The organism is Amycolatopsis alkalitolerans, assembly GCF_006152065.1.
GTDB lineage: Bacteria > Actinomycetota > Actinomycetes > Mycobacteriales > Pseudonocardiaceae > Amycolatopsis_E > Amycolatopsis_E alkalitolerans.
In genome coordinates, this window is sequence record NZ_VDFW01000058.1 from 1 (window position 1) to 15609 (window position 15609).

Genomic DNA, 15609 nt, shown 5'->3' on the forward strand with positions numbered 1-15609 from the left:
GCTACGCCGGCCCCGCCCGCCGCGGTGGACCGCCGCCGCCCGCCCGTGGTGGGCGCCGTCCCGGGCCGCCGCCTGCCCGCCGGCCCGTCCCCCCACGCCGCCGGCACGCCGGGAAGGTCGTGCTCGGGCTCGTATCGCTCCTGGTCATGGGCCTGACCGGGTACGCGTGGGCGGCGATGCAGGGTCTGGTCAGCGGGCTCACCACGGCCGACGTGATCAGCGGCGACCAGCCGGCGGACGGCGCGCGCGACATCCTCCTGGTCGGGATGGACTCCCGCACCGACGCGCAGGGCAACCCGCTGCCGCAGCAGCTGCTCAACCAGCTCCGGGCCGGGGTCTCCGACGGCGAGGAGAACACCGACACGCTGATCATGGTGCACATCCCGAACGACGGCGGTAAGGCGGTCGCGATCTCGCTACCGCGCGACTCGTACGTCACGATCCCCGGTTTCGGCAAGCACAAGATCAATTCGGCCTACGCGCGCGGCAAGGCCGCCGAGCGCAAGCAGCTGCAGGACTCCGGCGACACCGATGCGAAGGACGTCGAGGTCAAAAGCTCCCAGGCCGGGGCGAAGACGCTCATCGCCGCCGTCCAGCAGCTCACCGGCTCCTCGATCGACAACTACGCGTCGATCAACCTGCTGGGCTTCTCCGACATCACCAATGCCATCGGCGGCGTCGACGTATGCCTCAAGCACGACGTCAACGACTCGTACTCCGGCGCGAAGTTCACCGCCGGCCGCCACACCATCTCCGGGGTGGACGCGCTCAAGTTCGTCCGCCAGCGGCATGGGCTGCCGCGCGGTGACCTCGACCGCATCGTGCGCCAGCAGGTGTTCATGGCCGGGATGGCGCAGAAGGTGCTCTCCGCCGGCACGCTGAGCAATCCCGGGAAGCTGAACCAGCTGATCGACGCGATCAAGAAGTCCGTCGTGCTCAACCAGGGCTGGGACATCCTCTCGTTCGCCCAGCAGATGAAGGGCCTCTCCGGCGGCCAGTTGCAGTTCGAGACGGTCCCGGTGGTCAACCCCGACTACGACAGCCCCACCGACGGTACGGCGGTGGAGGTCGACCCGGCTCAGGTGAAGAGTTTCGTGCAGGGCCTGACCGCGCCGCCGAACGCACCACCGGCCCCGGCGCCGGCGACGGTGAACCCCAACGCCTCCACCACTGTGGACGTCCACAACGGAACGGCCAAGACGGGGCTCGCGGCGACCGTGTCACAGGTCCTGACCGGCAAGGGATTCGCCGCGGGCGCGACCGGCAACGCGAACGCGCGGGTGAGCAAGACCTCGGTGCGCTACCCGCCGGGCGGGAAGGACGCCGCGCAAAGCGTGGCCGACGCGCTCGGCTCGAAGGCCGCCCTGATGCAGGATAATTCGGTCGGCTCGGGGCATGTCCTCGTCGTGGTCGGGACCGACTACTCCGGCTCGACCCAGGTCGCCCAGGAGCATGCCGTCGCGCCGGCGACCTCGACCGCCCCGCCCCCGCCTGCCAGCGCCGACGACAAACCGATCACCGCCGATGGGATCACTTGCGTCAACTGAAATCCACCTTTTAGCCTCCCGGTGTTAGCCCGAACGGCCTAATCCGCGAAGGATCTTCAAACACTCGGCCGAAGTCGCGTAAGAGCGGGGCACTCAGCGACTTACATACGCGTGGACACCGCTGAAGTTCGACCGGACGTGCCGGCGCAGGGGTGCGGCGCGACGCAGGGCAGGGGACCAGGAGTGCACATCGACAGTGAGCTCTACCAGCGAGTTCTGGGGGAGGAACTCAGGAAACTCAGGCGACGACGAGGCTGGACGCGCAAGGAGCTGAACCAGCATCTGCAAAGCGACATCTCACTGCAGACGCTGGCCACCTACGAGCTCGGCACACGCCAGTGCTCGGTGGTGCGGCTCGTGGAGCTGTGCCTCGCGATGGACGAACTGCCGCAGGACCTGCTGGCCCGCGTGCACCGGCGCGTGTTCGCCGACGAACCGGGCAAGGTGCGGCTCGATCTGGCGCATATCGTCGCCGATCACCGGCCCGAACTGCTCCCGCTGCGCCGCTGGGCCGAGGACCGGCTGCGCCAGCCGGGCAGCCCGCGGGAGGTGCAACTCGACAAGGCCGCCGTCGAGCGGATGGCCGAACTGTGCGGCCTGACCGCACCGGAACTGCTCGCCCTGCTCCAGGATCTTGCCCCACCCGGCGGCCTCGATCCGGGGGGCGGAGATCCCCCGACAGGCCTCCGCCCCTGAACTGATCAGCGAGACGCGTACCGCCGTGGACTACTTGCCACCTGCGGTGCCGATTAGTTCGAAGTCCGCGGGGCGGACCTTGCGGGTGGCGAGCCAGTAGCGCCAGGTGAAACCGGGCCACAGGGTCCGGTTCACCCCCTGGGCGTCGAGGTACCAGCTGCGGCAGCCACCCTGGGTCCACACCCCTTTTTCCAGCTTCCGCTGCATTTCCGTGTTGAACCGGTCCTGCACTTCGGGCCGCGTCGCCAGCCCCGCCGACCCCGCCTGATCGACGAGCGCGATCGCGCCGGCGACGTACCGCGCCTGCGACTCGATCATGAAGACCACCGAGTTGTGGCCGAGCCCGGTGTTCGGCCCGAGGAGGAAGAACAGGTTCGGGAAGCCCGCGACCGTGATGCCGAGGTGGGTGCGCATCCCCTCGTCCGCCCACTCCTTGCCCAGGTTGCGCCCGCCCTCGCCGACGATCTCGAGGTGCTCGAACGCGTCGGTGACGTGGAAGCCGGTGCCGAAGATGATCGCGTCGACCTCGTGCTCCACCCCCGCGCTGTCGACGACGCTGTGCTCGCGCACTTCCGCCACGCCGTCGGTGCACACGTCCACGTTGTCCCGCGCGAGCGCCGGGTAGTAGTCGTTCGACAGCAGCACCCGCTTGCAGCCGAGCACGTAGTCGGGGACCAGCCGCTCGCGCAGCGCCGGATCCTCGACGCCGCGTTCGATGTTCCATTTGCCGAGCCGCTGGGTCAGCTTCATCAGCTTCAGGCCGCCGTTGTTGTACCCGACCGCACGCGATTCGAGCGACCAGTAGAGCAGGTCGCGGTACGCCCGCTGGAGCGCAGGCGCTTTCCGGAACACGGTGCGCGCCCACTCCGGCATGGCGTGGTCGGGCTTCGGCAGCACCCACGGCGGGGTGCGCTGGAAGACGGTCAGCTTGGCGGCCTCCGGCGCGATCCGCGGGATGAACTGGATCGCGCTCGCCCCGGTGCCCACCACTGCGACCCGCTTGCCGCGCAGGTCGTAGTCGTGGTTCCAGGTGGCCGAGTGGAACGTCTCACCGCGGAAGTTCTCGAGTCCGCGCAGGTCCGGGATCTGCGGGAGGTGCAGCGCGCCGACGCCGTTGACCAGGTACCGGCCGGTGACCTCGTCGCCGCCCCTCGTGGCGACGTGCCAGCGGTACTCGTCGGGGTCCCAGCGCGCCCCGGTCATCTCCTGGCCGAACCGGATATGGGGATACAGGTCGTACTTCTTCGCGACGCCGCGCAGGTAGTCCCAGATCTCGCCCTGCGGCGAGAAGGCCCGCGTCCAGCCGGAGTTCTGCTCGTAGGAGAACGAGTACATATGCGACTGGATGTCGCAGGCGCAGCCCGGATAGGTGTTGTCCCGCCAGGTGCCGCCGACCTCGGCCGCCTTCTCCAGGATCACGAAGTCCCGGCGCCCCTGCTTGAGCAGCTGGATGGCCATGCCGAGACCGGAGAACCCGGTGCCGACGATGACGACCTCCGCCTCGATGCGCTCGCCCATTCGTCTCCCTCACACTTCCCCGTTTAGTGTTACCGCGAGTCCACCTTACTTGAAGTAGGTTACTTCCGGTAGAGTGTCCTGGGTGAGTACCCGCAAGCGCATGCCCCGAGCCGAGCGCGAGCGACAGATGATCGAGGTCGCCGAGGCGGTGTTCGCGGAGCACGGGTACGCGGCGGCGTCGATGGACGAGATCGCCGAGCGGGTCGGTGTGTCCAAGCCGATGCTGTACGAATACTTCCACTCCAAGGAAGGCCTGCTCCTGGCGTGTATCGCCGGATCGCGCGCCGAACTGCGCCAGGTGACCGAGGAAGCGGTGGTGAACGCCACGTCGGCCGAGGACGCGCTGAGCCGCGGGTTGCTCGCGTTCTTCGTGTACATCCGCGAGCGGCGGCAGGCATGGTCGCTCCTGCGGCACGAGATGGCCCTGATCGGCACATCGGCCGCGGACGAGATCGAGGCGGTCCGGCGCCAGCAGACCGATCTGATCGCCAAGGTGATGGCCGGTTACTTCGAAGAGGGGTCCCCCCTGCGGGTGGAAGCACTCGCGGAAATCGTCGTCGGCGCGTGCGAACGGCTGGCGATCTGGTGTGAACAGCACAACGAGGTGACACCTGAACGGGCTACTGACTACGCCATGGCAGCCCTCTGGGTCGGCTTGCGCGAACGCACTGGGTGAGCACCTTTGACACGCTCGTGCAGATGCTCGTGCATCTGCTAGCCAATGGTCACGCAGAGCACACTTGCATCCATTGCTTGTCACCCAGAGTCGTGCTGAGGTATCGATAGAGGCCGGCAGAAGTTCGGCGAACGGTTGCTCAAGGTACACCCGATCGGGCGAGCCGATCGGCGTCACAACGCGGCGACGCCTGGGTCCCACCTGCGGATCAGGCAAGCCGGTGCAGGGGTGGAGGACTGATGGCGGAACCGATCATGGCGAGCTACGTCCAGGAGGACGACGACTGGGCGATCACCGTCGCCGGGCACGGCCAGAAGCTGACCGGCCGGGCGCCGGGGATCATCGCCGCACGAGACAACGTGGACCAGCTCGTCGAGTCGCTCGGCGCGGAGGCCAAGGGTGCCACCGTCGTGCACCTGCTCAACGGGAGCGCGCTCGAGTTCACCGCGGCCTACATGACGGCCCGGCTCACCCGACCCGAGACGGCGCCGGCCGAGAAGACCGCTCCGGAGGCGGCAGCCCCGTCGGAAGATACGGATTCGTCCGAGGCGGAGGTTCCGGCCCAGCAGTCGGAAGAGCAGGCAGGCGCGGCGAAACCGCAGAACAAGGCCTCGCGGCGGCCGAAGGCCAGGCTGACGGCCGACATCGGTGACGCGCTGGAATCCTCGTCGAAGCAGGAGAAGGTTTCGACAGGCTCGGCGAAGGCCTCGGCTCGCCGCTGACCGGCGCCCGGGCGCGGATATGCCCGGACGGCGCGGCGTCAGCGGAACAGCTTGCGCACGAGCAGCGCGACGACGAGCACGCCGGCGCCGATCAGCGGGTACTTCACCTTCGGGTCCTCGAGCTTCGCGAGCACGCTCGTCTTCGCGGAGTCGGCCAGCTTCTTCGGGTTGGCCTTCTCACCAAGCTGGTCCAGCGTCGAAGCCAGCGCTTCGCGGGCCTGCTCGATGTCACGCTCGATGGTGTCAGGGTCGCGCGCCACCAGTCCTCCTCACCTTGGCACGGCACCACCGTAGATCACAGCACCGGCGCGCTCGTACCGGCCACGCCGGAACCTGCCACGCCCGGACGCTAGGCTGAGCGAATCCCGGGCCCGTAGCCCAATTGGCAGAGGCACACGGTTTAGGTCCGTGCCAGTGTGGGTTCGAGTCCCACCGGGCCCACTCATAGCGTTGACCAGTCATTTTGCGTCTGCTGGCGCAGCCGGTCTGCGGCGGTGTCGCCCTTGCGGCTGACAGGCACGTGCTCACCGGCGGCGGCCAAGCCGAATCGGGGCATGTTGCCGTAGATACATTCGTAGCCGCCGGGCGCGATGACGTACGTTTCGTGCCAGAAGCCGACGTCTCCCGTGAATCCGACCTTGCGGTTGAAGGAGCGCCAAACCAACAGGTGCGGTCAGAGCGCGGCGGCGACGGCTGCGGCGAGGAACACGATCTCTATCGCGGTTCTCGGCAACAACGGGGTGACGGGCAGGCCGCGTCGCGCGGCGGAGACGTTTGCCGTGAACATCGGCAACATCAACGCGGCGAGACACCAGGCCGCCAGGGAAGCGGTGGGTGGCAGCAGCAACCCGACGGCGCCGGCCAGTTCGAGTACCCCGGTCACGGTGACCAGCAGGTCCGGGCGGGGCAGGCTGGGCGGGACCTGTTCGATCAGCCCTTGCCGTCGCTTCGTGAAGTGCGCGACACCGGTGAGCAGGAACATCAGCGCCAGCGCGCCGCGCAGCGCGGGCTGCCACCCATCCAGCGCCGAGATTCCGGCGAAACCGATCAGACGCAGCACGCCGAACCCGCTGAGCAGGGCGATCAAGGGGGCCATCGAGCTCTCCTCGATACTTGCGGGTCAATCTTGTCAATGACAAGATTGACCTATAGGCGCAAACTTGTCAATGACAAGATTGGAGAGAGCCATGGCGTACCACCACGGCGACCTGCGCCGGACGTTGCTGGAGGCGGCCGTCGAGGTGATCGTGGAATCCGGTCCGGCCGCGGTGAGCCTGCGGGAGTTGGCCCGCCGAGCCGGCGTGTCGCACGCGGCGCCCGCGCACCACTTCCGCGACAAGGCGGGTCTGATGACCGCGCTGGCCGCTCAGGGATTCGGTCTGCTCGCGGAGGAACTAGCGACGGCCGGACGTGACCTGCAGGAGACCGGTGTCGCCTACATCCGATTCGCGACGAGGAACCGAGCGCATTTCGAGGTGATGTTTCGCGACGAGCTCTATCACGCCGACGACCCGGAGGTCACGGCCGCTGCCGTACGCGCGTCGGACATTCTCGCCGAACGCGTCGCGGAGCGGGTCGGCGACGCCGCGGACAGCCGCTCGGCACGTCTCGCAGCTTGGTCGCTCGTGCACGGTTTCGCCGCGTTGTGGTTGGGCGGAGCGCTTCCGCCCGATATCGGCCCCGACCCCGAAACCGCCGCCCGGCCCGTCCTGCGATTGCTGTTCGGCTCCAGCTAGGTTGAACAACGCCGGATGCAGACGCTCACGGATGAGCGATGTTGGGCTCAAGAACTTGCCGGCGAGCGCCCACCGGGTGGACCGTGATCTCAGGGCCTTCGACCAGCACCTCACGATTCGTATGCTGAAGCGTCAGGCCCACGAGGCGGCGAACGCTGTTCGCGACGCCTTCGGCATCGCTCCCGGTGCCCGCAATATCTAACCCCTGGACCCCCAGCACGCAACGCGCGCTGCCTTCAGCGGTTCGTATTTCGGCCTGCCGTCAGCCGGCGCCGATCCGCGCTCGACCTGGAGGTTCCGCGCGACGGCGCAGAGAGGCCGCATGGGTATACGCCCGTATGGCCCAGACCTCCCCCGCCCGTTCCCCTGTTCGGGGGAGGCCATCGTGTGATGCGGATCATACGTTGCGTCAACGCCAGACGCCGATGTCCGGGACCAGCCGGCTCGTGTCGCCCAATCGAGGAAGGAAACACATGTCCGACGAGGCAGCAGAAGGACGGGTCAGGTGGGGACGGTTCACAGCCGCGTTCGTCCCGGCGACCGTGCTGACGGGCGCATTGTTCGTCCTCACCGCTCAGGGGGTACTCGCGACATCCTTCTCAGTGGCCGGCACGCCGTTCAGGGCCACCGCGAGCAGCGTGGCCGGAGACGGCTTCGTGAACTACGGAAAGACACTCCCCACCCAGGACGGCCAGCAGCACTACGTCGCCGTCAACGCCTTGCGGACCGCCAAGATCAAGGACTTCTGCATGGCCATCAAGGTGGGGCCGATCACGACCCTGATGAAGGCCGGTGGCGGCGGTGGCGCCCCGGTGCAGGGAACCGATGTCGCGTTCATCGTCAAGGACTTCAACGGTGACGGCGTCATGCACAACGTCGTGATGGGCCAGGACGCGGGCTCGCTCAGCGCGGTGCCGGGCTATCAGGGCGCGCCGGGCGAGTTCGGGATGCAGGCGAACGCCATCGAACTGAGCGGCCCCGCCATGCACGCACGGGAAATGGCCGCCGGCACCATCAGCCTGCCCGGTTTCGGCATGTCCGTCACCCACGGCGGAAGCTGCTGAGGGTCATGACGCAGGACAACACCGAGCCCATCACGCCGGACAGCGCCTCCGGGGACGACACGACTGCCGTGCCGCCCCGGAGGAAGAGGTTCCGGCAGTGGCGCCGGTCGCGCCCGTTCTGGGGTGGACTGCTGCTGCTGCTGGCGGGCGCCGAACTGCTCTCGCTCCCCCTGCTGAACCTGATCATGCTCGCCAAGCTGGGCATCGTGATGAGCATGGGGATCGGCGGAATCTCGGGTCTCCTTCTCGGGATCGTCCTGGTCGTGTGCGGGCTGCTGCTCTGGATCGACCCCGCACACCGGCTCTTCTACGCGATCATCGGGCTCGCGGGCGGGGTCATCTCGTTTCCTGGCACCAACTTCGGCGGGTTCCTGATCGGGCTGCTACTGGCGATCACGGGCGGCGCGCTGGCCTTCGGCTGGACCGTCCGCGCACCCGAGGCAGCGTCTTCACCTTCACACAAGCGGGGCAGTAGCTCGGCGCTGGCGGTGCTCGTGGTGACGGCGGTCGCCGCGACGATGTCGACGACGGGCCGCGCCGAGGCCGCTACGGACCCGTGTCTGCTGATCTTCACGTGCCCGAGCCCGCCTTCCACCGGTTCACCGGCTCCCCCCGTCTTGCCGCCGCTCTCCAGCGTGTTGCCCGTGCCGGTGCCGACGGTCGTTCCGCCCATCGGCACGCCGCCCGGGCCTGCGCCCGGCGACGCCAAGTCGCCGGACACGACGGGAGCGGCTGGCCTTCGGGCGTATACCGCACCGGTCGTGCTGACCGCGGGCAGCGTCCGGGTGACCGGTTTCGCCTACCAGGGGGTGGCGCCGATGCCGACCGCCGGTGGCGGCACGGTGCGGATGATGAAGTTCACCGTGGGCACGCTGAGCGCGGCCAACGGGGTCAAAGGAAACATCGGGCGTAGCGGGCGAAGTACGGTGCTCGCGGCCTCGTCGATGGACTTCACCGGCGGTGTCACGCTCTACGCGACGAAGTTCTCCGGGCGACTTCTGGGCGTCCCGATGACGCTGACGCCAGGCAACGCCGAGTCCGAACTGATCCGGTTGCTCAAGTCGGTGACGCCGGCCATGCCGCTGACGTTGACCGACGTCGTGGCGGAACAGCCGATCATGCAGGCGAGTTCCTTCCAGAGCGTGTTCGGCCTGAGCGCGGCCTGAGCGCGCCGTGCTCAAATCCCGCATCGTGCCCGCGCTGACCATGATCGGCGCGTTGCTCTTCGCCTCCGGTGCGGTGGTGCTCGCGCTGTACTACCGCCCCTACCGGGTGGCCGGCCCGTCAATGATGAACACGCTTCACGTGAACGACCGGATGATCGCCGATATCTCGGCGGCCGGCGGGAACGGCGTCCGGCGTGGCGACCTCGTGCTGCTCGCGCCGGACGCGTTCGTCGGCGGCGACGGAGACAACGTGGTGAAGCGCGTGATCGGGGTCGGCGGGGACCGGGTGGTCTGCTGCGACGCCGAGCACCGGGTCGTCGTGAACGGGCACCCGCTCGCGGAGGACTATCTCTACCCCGGCTCGGCCGGGACGGAGACGCCGTTCGACGTCACCGTCCCGGATGGACGGTTGTTCGTGCTCGGCGATCACCGCGCGGTGTCCATGGACTCGCGGGCACATCTGGGCGACAGCGGTCGCGGCACGGTGCCGTTGTCCGCGGTGCTGGCACGCGTGGTCGCGGTGGTGTACCCGCTTTCCCGTCTGGGCGAAATACCGGGCGGCGCCGACCCGCGCTACCTGCTGGCCGGTGATGCGGTCCTCGCCGGACTCGGCCTGCTGGCGTTGGCGGCCGTCGTGCTGAAGTTGCCGCGCGTGAGCAGGTCACGCGCATCGCGGCCGTGACGATCTGAAAATCCACGCTCACCGGAATGTCGAGATACGGTCGTTCCGTTCGTCATCCTCTTCGACTGAACGTCATCCGGGGTGAGTGGAGGACCGATGCAGTACATGTTGTTGATCTACGATTGCGAACGGCCCGAACCGTCGGATCCGGGCTTCGCCGAGGCCCTGGCCAGGGTGAACGCGTTCGCCGACGAGTGCCGCCGGCGGGGCGTGTTCGTCTACGGGCACCCGCTGCAGGGCGAGCACACCGCGACCACCGTCACCGTGCGCGACGGCCGGACGCTGATCACCGACGGCCCGTACGCCGAAACGCACGAGCACCTCGGCGGCGCCTACGTCCTCGACTGCCGCGACCTCGACGAGGCCCTGGAACTGGCCACGATCTGCCCGATGGCCGAAACCGGCGGGATCGAGGTGCGGCCGATCGCCGGGGTGCCGGGCCTCGACCACCAGCCGGCGAACCTGGCGTCCACCGGCGAATGAGCGCCGCGCCGGTCCTGCAGCAGGTCTATCGCGAGCACCGGGCCCGGATGCTCGCCGCGCTGATCCGCGTCCTCGGCGACTTCGAACTCGCCGAGGACGCGCTGCAGGACGCGTGCACGCTCGCGCTGCGCGGCTGGGGCGAACCGGTGCCGGACGATCCGGTGGCCTGGCTGCTGACCGCGGCCCGCAACAGCGCGATCGACCGGCTGCGGCGGGCCCGGGTCGGCCAGGAGAAGCTGGCCCGGCTCGGCGCGGCACCCGAGGCGGTGACGACGATGGCGGACTTCGGCGAGGACAGCCTGCTCGGCATGGGTGACGAGCGGCTCAGCCTGATCTTCACCTGCTGTCACCCGGCGCTGGCCGAGGACGCGCGGGTGGCGCTGACCCTGCAGGCCGTGGCCGGGCTGACCGCCGGGCAGATCGCCCGGATGTTCCTGGTCAGCGAATCGGCGCTGGCCCAGCGCCTGGTGCGCGCGAAACGCAAGATCCGGGATGCCGGCATCAGCCTGAAGGTCCCCGCCGACCCCCTGCTGCCCGAGCGGCTGTCCGGTGTGCTCGCAGTGCTCTACCTGATCTTCACCCAGGGCTACACCGCCGCCCGTGACCGGCCCGAACACCGCACGCTGCCGCGCGAGGCGATCAGGCTCGCCAAGCTCGTCGCCGCACTGATGCCCGACGAGCCCGAAGCGCTCGGGCTGGTCGCGTTGTTGCTGCTGCACGATTCGCGCAACGCCGCGCGCTACGGCGCCTCCGGTGACGTCGTGCTGCTGGCCGACCAGGACCGTTCCCGCTGGGAGCACGCGGAGATCGTCGAAGCCATCGGGCTGCTGGACCGGGCCCTGCGCCTGGGCAGGGCGGGCCCGTACCAGGTGCAGGCCGGGATCGCCGCGCTGCACGCACAGGCCGCGTCCGCCGATCGGACGGACTGGCCGGGCATCGCCGCGCTCTATGCCCAACTGCTCGTGCTGAGCCCGTCGCCGGTGGTGGCGCTCAACCACGCGGCCGCCGTCGCCGAAGCCACCACCCCGGACGAGGGGCTGGCGCTGGTCGACCGGATCGACGGGCTCGACCGCTACCACCTGCTGCACGCCACCCGCGCGGATCTGCTTCGCCGGCTCGGCCGCACGGTTGAGGCCGCGTCGGCGTACCGGCGTGCCCATGAACTGGCCACCAATCCCGCCGACCGGCGATTCCTCGCCGGCCGGCTTCACGATCTCGACCTACCGGAGTCCCGATGAGACTGTCCATTCTCGACCACGGCCACCGCCGACGCGCCAAGTTGTTCATGAAACTCACCTCCGCGACGTCGCGTGTGGACAGTCCGGACATCGTGAAGATGCTGCTGTACCGGCCCGGCTTTCTCACACGACCGCTGCTGGACCTCACCGCCGACGCGATGCGCGGGCCGTCGTACTGGACCGCGGGAGAGCGCGAATACCTCGCGATGTGCACGGCACGGCTGCACCAGTGCCCGTTCTGCATCGACTCGCACACCGAACTCACCCGCATCGCCGGGCACGGCGAAATCGACCCGGACGATCCCGGGTCGGCCCGGCCGCACCTGCGTGCCGTCCGGGAGTTCCTCGATCTGACCAGCCGGGCCCCGGACAGCGTGACCACGGCCGGGCTCGACGGCCTGCCCGAGCAGGCGGTGCGGGAAGCGCTGAACGTGGGCTTGGTGTGGAACATCGTCAACCGGCTGGCGAACGCGTTCGGCTTCGTCCTGCGCGAGGGCCAGTTGTACAGCGGGACCCGCGCGCTGCACCGGTTCGGCTACCGATTCCCGGCCTTCCTGCTCGCTGAAGGCCCTGCCCCCGATCACGGTGACGTCGTGACCAACCTGCGCCGTTCGGTACTGGACGCACCCGCCACCACCGATCCGGCGCTGCGCGCCGCCGCCGTGGCCGGTGATCCGCTTCCGGGGCCGTGGCAGTCCTACGCCACGACCGTCCGCGAAGCCTCGTACCGGACCACCGACGACGACATGGACCGGCTCACCGTCGCCGGCTACTCCGAAGACCAGATCTTCGAGGTCACCGTCGCGGCCACGGTCGGCGCGGCGCTGCGCAGCTTCGACGCCGGCCGGAACGCGCTGGAACGCAAGACCACGGGCTGAAGCCTGTCGAGAACGGCGGCGGCTGTTCGTCCTCTGGTGCGTCAAGCTACTCACCGAAAGGATCGAGCAATGCCCGGACAGATCAACTGGTTCGAACTGCCCGCCGCCGACACCGCCAGGGCCCGTACCTTCTACGGCGGCCTGTTCGACTGGAACACCACCGGATTCGACGGCGACTACCACGTCATCGGCAACGGCCCCGCGGGCGCGATCGCACCGCGCGAGAACGGTTTCACCCACCCGCGGGTCTACTTCGGCACCGAGGACATCGACGCGTCGGTCAAGCGCGTGCACGAACTCGGCGGCACCAGCGAGGAGGTCCAGGCCGTCCCCGGCGTCGGGCGGATCACCCATTGCCACGACGATCAGGGCACCCCGTTCAGCCTCTTCGAGCCGGCCTCGCAGGGCTGACCTGGTGTCGCGCCGGCCAGGGCTCCCACCGGCCTCGTTCTCGCTGGTCGGAGCCCTGGCCGCAAAGACCGCGGCTGTCCTCGCCCACCTGGAGGGGTGGCCGTTCGACCGGTCAGGAATCGAGAAGCATGCGGCGCCGCGCCGCGGTTAGCGTGAGCGGCATGAACGCGCTTTCACGATGGATGCAGCACACGATGAACGCCAGGATGAACCGCAAGATCCGGCGTGGCCAGGGCAAGTTCATGGGCATGGACGTCCTGATCCTGCACACGTCGGGCCGCCGAAGCGGGCAGCCGCGGGAAACGCCGGTGACGTGGTTCGCCGACGGCTCGGACGCCCGGCTGCTCGTCGCCTCGGGCGGTGGCAGGCGGAACCCGGACTGGTACGCCAATCTGATGGCGAAACCCGAGCAGGCGTCGATCGAACTGCCCGGCCAGGACGCGGCCGCGGTGACTCCGCGCGAACTCGACGGTGCCGACCGGGCGCAGGCCTGGCAGCGCATCATCGAACTCCAGCCGCGCTATGCGAAGTACCAGAGCAAGTCCGACCGGGAATACCCCGTGGTCCGGCTCATCCCGCGGTGACGCCGAGCTCGGACAGCAACTCCCGCACGCGGCGTTCGGACGTCAAGGCCTGAAGGTCCCCCAACGCGGGCCTGACGGCCCCATCGCGCGCGCCGCTACGGGTGTCAGCATGGGCCATGCCTGCAGAGACGGAACTTCTCAACCGGCATGCCATGGTGGGCCTCGCGATCGGCGTGATCCGAGACGGCCGGCTCGAGTTCCACGGGCACGGGTTCGCCGACCTCGGCTCACGCACGCCGGTCACCGAGGACACCGTCTTCCGCGTCGGCTCCCTCACCAAGACGATCATCGCGATCGCGATTTCGCAGCTGTGCGAACGGAAGCTCGTCGAACTGGACGCGCCGGCCGGCGAGTACCTGCGCGCGTTCAGACTGGTTCCCGCGACGGCCGCCCCGACCGTGCGGCAATTGCTGACCCACACGGCCGGACTCCCCGAACTCGTCCACCCGTCCCACGCGTTCGCGCCGGTGCTGGGTCAGACCGTGCCGTTCGGGCACCGGGTGCCGACGCTCGCCGAGTTCTACGGCGGCGGCCTGCGCCTGGTCACGGAGCCGGGGACCACGCACACCTACAGCAACCACGGGTTCGCGACGCTCGGCCAGATCATCGAGGACAGCACCGGGCAGCCCCTCGACGCCTATTTCCGGGATCACATCTTCACACCGCTCGGGATGGGGCACACCGATCTCGTTCGTTCCGGCCGCGTCACATCACGGCTGGCGACCGGATACGCGCTGCGCGCCACCGGTCCGCACCCGGTGGCCGACCGCGATCTGGTGACCGTCGGCGCCGGCGGTGTCTACTCGACCACCGCGGACATGGCGCGCTATGTGACGGCCCTACTCGAGGGCAGCCCGGTGATCCCCGAGCCCGGCAGGATGTTCGCGCCCCAGTACCAGCCCGATCCACGGCTCCCCGGAGTCGGGCTCGCGTTCTTCCGCCGGGACTTCGGCGGGCATCCGGTGGTGGAGCACGAAGGACTGATGCCCGGTTTCAACTCCTGGCTGACCGTGGCACCCGACGACGGCGTGGGAATCGTCGCGTTCACCAACGGCGCGCGGGGCGCCCATGCCTGGCTGGGCGCCGAGGTTTCCGCCCTCCTGCGGCATTTCCTCGGCGTGCCGGAACCCGCGCTACGGACCGACTTGCCACAGCGACCGGAGGTCTGGACCAAGCTGTGCGGCTGGTACTCGTTCCGCGGGTCCCCGCGCGATGTGCAGAAGTGGTTCATCGCGGGCGCGCAGGTCTTCGTCCGGCGCGGCCGGCTCACCCTCCGCCCGCTCACCCCGATCCCAGCGCTGGCCCGCGGGCTTGCGCTGCATCCGGACGACGACGAGGACCCCGGTGTGTTCCGCGTCGACCTGAGCGCCGTCGGCCTCGGGACGAGCCGCGTGGTGTTCGGCGACGACGCCTTCCACGTCGAGTTCACGCCGATGTCCTTCGACAAGCGGCGGCGACCGATCAGAGGCCGTATTCCTCGGCGGTCACGTACTTCACGCCGAGCTGGGTGAGCTTGTCACGCAGGCCGTAGCGGTCGAGGCCGAGTTCCCCGTTCTGGAAGGCCTTCCGGGTGGCGTCTTCCTTGTCCACCCGGGCCTGGCTGGCGGCCACGGCCTGGTCGGCCTCGGCACGCGGCACGACGACCACACCGTCGTCGTCGGCGAGGATCGCGTCGCCGGGGGTGATGAGCTGCCCGGCGATGGTGACCGGGACGTTGACCGCGCCGGCGGTGGCCTTCACCGTGCCCTGCGCCGAGACGGCCGCCGACCAGACGGGGAAGCCCATCTCGTGCAGTTCCGCCACATCGCGCACCCCGGTCGTCGTCACCAGGCCCCGGACCCCGCGGTGCTGCAGGGCGGTGGCGAACAGTTCCCCGAACAGGCCGTCGGTGTTGGGGGAAGTGGTCGTGACGACCAGCAGATCGCCGGGCCGGCAGTGTTCGACGGCGGCGTGGATCATCAGGTTGTCCCCCGGCCAGCACACCACCGTCACGGCGGTGCCGCCGATCCGTGAACCGAGATGCACGGGACGCAGGCCGGGCCCGAGGTAGCCGGTGCGGCCCTGCGCCTCGTGCACGGTGGCGACCCCGAAACCGGCCAGCTTGTCGACCGTCGCGAGGTCGGCGCGCGGCGGGTTGGTGACGATGACGGGGTTCATGCCAGTTCCTCGGTGACTTGGGGGTAGAGGCGCATGTAGGCCTCGCCCATG

At 69.2% G+C, this 15609-nt stretch carries 20 protein-coding genes and 1 tRNA gene; 16 read left to right on the forward strand and 5 right to left on the reverse strand.

Annotated elements, in window-relative coordinates; genetic code table 11:
• Together FG385_RS33165 and FG385_RS33170 are read left to right on the forward strand one after the other, a co-directional pair.
• Positions 1-1547, forward strand: a 1547-nt coding sequence (locus FG385_RS33165; protein ID WP_407645592.1) for an LCP family protein, incomplete at its 5' end; no start/stop codon positions are given.
• A gap of 183 nt (positions 1548-1730) precedes the next feature.
• Positions 1731-2243 carry a helix-turn-helix domain-containing protein gene (locus FG385_RS33170; protein ID WP_139100771.1) on the forward strand — a complete coding sequence of 171 codons (513 nt, stop codon included), beginning with the start codon at positions 1731-1733 and terminating at the stop codon, positions 2241-2243.
• Positions 2244-2273: 30 nt separating this feature from the next.
• Here FG385_RS33170 and FG385_RS33175 read toward each other — a convergent pair whose 3' ends face one another.
• Complete coding sequence (locus FG385_RS33175; RefSeq protein ID WP_139100772.1) at positions 2274-3761, reverse strand: flavin-containing monooxygenase; 1488 nt, start codon at positions 3759-3761, stop codon at positions 2274-2276.
• A gap of 100 nt (positions 3762-3861) precedes the next feature.
• On the opposite strand from FG385_RS33175, the gene FG385_RS33180 reads away from it, so the two are divergent.
• Together FG385_RS33180 and FG385_RS33185 are read left to right on the forward strand one after the other, a co-directional pair.
• The gene (locus FG385_RS33180) at positions 3862-4437 is read left to right on the forward strand and encodes a TetR/AcrR family transcriptional regulator (RefSeq protein ID WP_139100790.1); all 576 of its coding nucleotides are present in this window, start codon (positions 3862-3864) and stop codon (positions 4435-4437) included.
• 239 nt (positions 4438-4676) lie between these two features.
• Positions 4677-5159 carry a hypothetical protein gene (locus FG385_RS33185; RefSeq protein WP_139100773.1) on the forward strand — a complete coding sequence of 161 codons (483 nt, stop codon included), beginning with the start codon at positions 4677-4679 and terminating at the stop codon, positions 5157-5159.
• A gap of 38 nt (positions 5160-5197) precedes the next feature.
• On the opposite strand, the gene FG385_RS33190 is transcribed toward FG385_RS33185, so the two are convergent.
• Positions 5198-5419, reverse strand: coding sequence for a DUF3618 domain-containing protein (locus FG385_RS33190; RefSeq protein ID WP_139100774.1), 222 nt, complete (start codon positions 5417-5419; stop codon positions 5198-5200).
• Positions 5420-5526: 107 nt separating this feature from the next.
• Here FG385_RS33190 and FG385_RS33195 point away from each other — a divergent pair.
• Positions 5527-5600: transfer RNA gene (locus tag FG385_RS33195), tRNA-Leu, on the forward strand.
• Position 5601: 1 nt separating this feature from the next.
• Here FG385_RS33195 and FG385_RS35780 read toward each other — a convergent pair.
• Both FG385_RS35780 and FG385_RS33205 read right to left on the reverse strand, forming a co-directional pair.
• Positions 5602-5823 (reverse strand): monooxygenase family protein, encoded by a 222-nt coding sequence (locus FG385_RS35780; protein WP_200834772.1) that lies wholly within the window; start codon positions 5821-5823, stop codon positions 5602-5604.
• Positions 5824-5832: 9 nt separating this feature from the next.
• Positions 5833-6255, reverse strand: a complete 423-nt coding sequence (locus FG385_RS33205) for a DoxX family protein (protein ID WP_139100776.1) — start codon at positions 6253-6255, stop codon at positions 5833-5835.
• Positions 6256-6346: 91 nt separating this feature from the next.
• On the opposite strand from FG385_RS33205, the gene FG385_RS33210 reads away from it, so the two are divergent.
• The 11 genes from FG385_RS33210 to FG385_RS33260 all read left to right on the forward strand — a co-directional run bounded on the left by FG385_RS33210 (position 6347) and on the right by FG385_RS33260 (position 14912).
• Positions 6347-6895 (forward strand): TetR/AcrR family transcriptional regulator, encoded by a 549-nt coding sequence (locus FG385_RS33210; RefSeq protein ID WP_139100777.1) that lies wholly within the window; start codon positions 6347-6349, stop codon positions 6893-6895.
• 31 nt (positions 6896-6926) lie between these two features.
• The gene (locus FG385_RS34155) at positions 6927-7097 is read left to right on the forward strand and encodes a hypothetical protein (protein WP_160148953.1); all 171 of its coding nucleotides are present in this window, start codon (positions 6927-6929) and stop codon (positions 7095-7097) included.
• Positions 7098-7368: 271 nt separating this feature from the next.
• Positions 7369-7959 carry a DUF6230 family protein gene (locus tag FG385_RS33220; RefSeq protein ID WP_139100779.1) on the forward strand — a complete coding sequence of 197 codons (591 nt, stop codon included), beginning with the start codon at positions 7369-7371 and terminating at the stop codon, positions 7957-7959.
• A 5-nt stretch (positions 7960-7964) separates the two neighbouring features.
• The gene (locus tag FG385_RS33225; protein ID WP_139100780.1) at positions 7965-9125 is read left to right on the forward strand and encodes a DUF6114 domain-containing protein; all 1161 of its coding nucleotides are present in this window, start codon (positions 7965-7967) and stop codon (positions 9123-9125) included.
• Between the two features lie 7 nt (positions 9126-9132).
• Positions 9133-9807 carry a signal peptidase I gene (gene lepB / locus FG385_RS33230; RefSeq protein ID WP_139100781.1) on the forward strand — a complete coding sequence of 225 codons (675 nt, stop codon included), beginning with the start codon at positions 9133-9135 and terminating at the stop codon, positions 9805-9807.
• 96 nt (positions 9808-9903) lie between these two features.
• A complete protein-coding gene (locus FG385_RS33235; RefSeq protein ID WP_139100782.1) occupies positions 9904-10290 on the forward strand; it encodes a YciI family protein in 387 nt (128 codons plus the stop codon).
• Positions 10287-11528 carry an RNA polymerase sigma factor gene (locus tag FG385_RS33240; protein WP_139100783.1) on the forward strand — a complete coding sequence of 414 codons (1242 nt, stop codon included), beginning with the start codon at positions 10287-10289 and terminating at the stop codon, positions 11526-11528. Before FG385_RS33235 ends, FG385_RS33240 begins: the two co-directional genes overlap by 4 nt.
• 47 nt (positions 11529-11575) lie before the next feature.
• Complete coding sequence (locus FG385_RS33245) at positions 11576-12406, forward strand: carboxymuconolactone decarboxylase family protein (protein ID WP_235022943.1); 831 nt, start codon at positions 11576-11578, stop codon at positions 12404-12406.
• Between the two features lie 69 nt (positions 12407-12475).
• The gene (locus FG385_RS33250) at positions 12476-12817 is read left to right on the forward strand and encodes a VOC family protein (RefSeq protein WP_139100785.1); all 342 of its coding nucleotides are present in this window, start codon (positions 12476-12478) and stop codon (positions 12815-12817) included.
• A 161-nt stretch (positions 12818-12978) separates the two neighbouring features.
• Positions 12979-13401: a nitroreductase family deazaflavin-dependent oxidoreductase gene (locus FG385_RS33255; RefSeq protein ID WP_235022944.1), complete on the forward strand. Its 423-nt coding sequence runs from the start codon at positions 12979-12981 to the stop codon at positions 13399-13401.
• Positions 13402-13517: 116 nt separating this feature from the next.
• On the forward strand, positions 13518-14912 hold the full coding sequence (locus FG385_RS33260) for a serine hydrolase domain-containing protein (protein ID WP_139100787.1): 1395 nt from the start codon (positions 13518-13520) through the stop codon (positions 14910-14912).
• Here FG385_RS33260 and FG385_RS33265 read toward each other — a convergent pair.
• Positions 14863-15558: a 4-carboxy-4-hydroxy-2-oxoadipate aldolase/oxaloacetate decarboxylase gene (locus tag FG385_RS33265; protein ID WP_139100788.1), complete on the reverse strand. Its 696-nt coding sequence runs from the start codon at positions 15556-15558 to the stop codon at positions 14863-14865. The genes FG385_RS33260 and FG385_RS33265 overlap by 50 nt on opposite strands.
• Between the last annotated feature and the right edge of the window lie 51 nt (positions 15559-15609).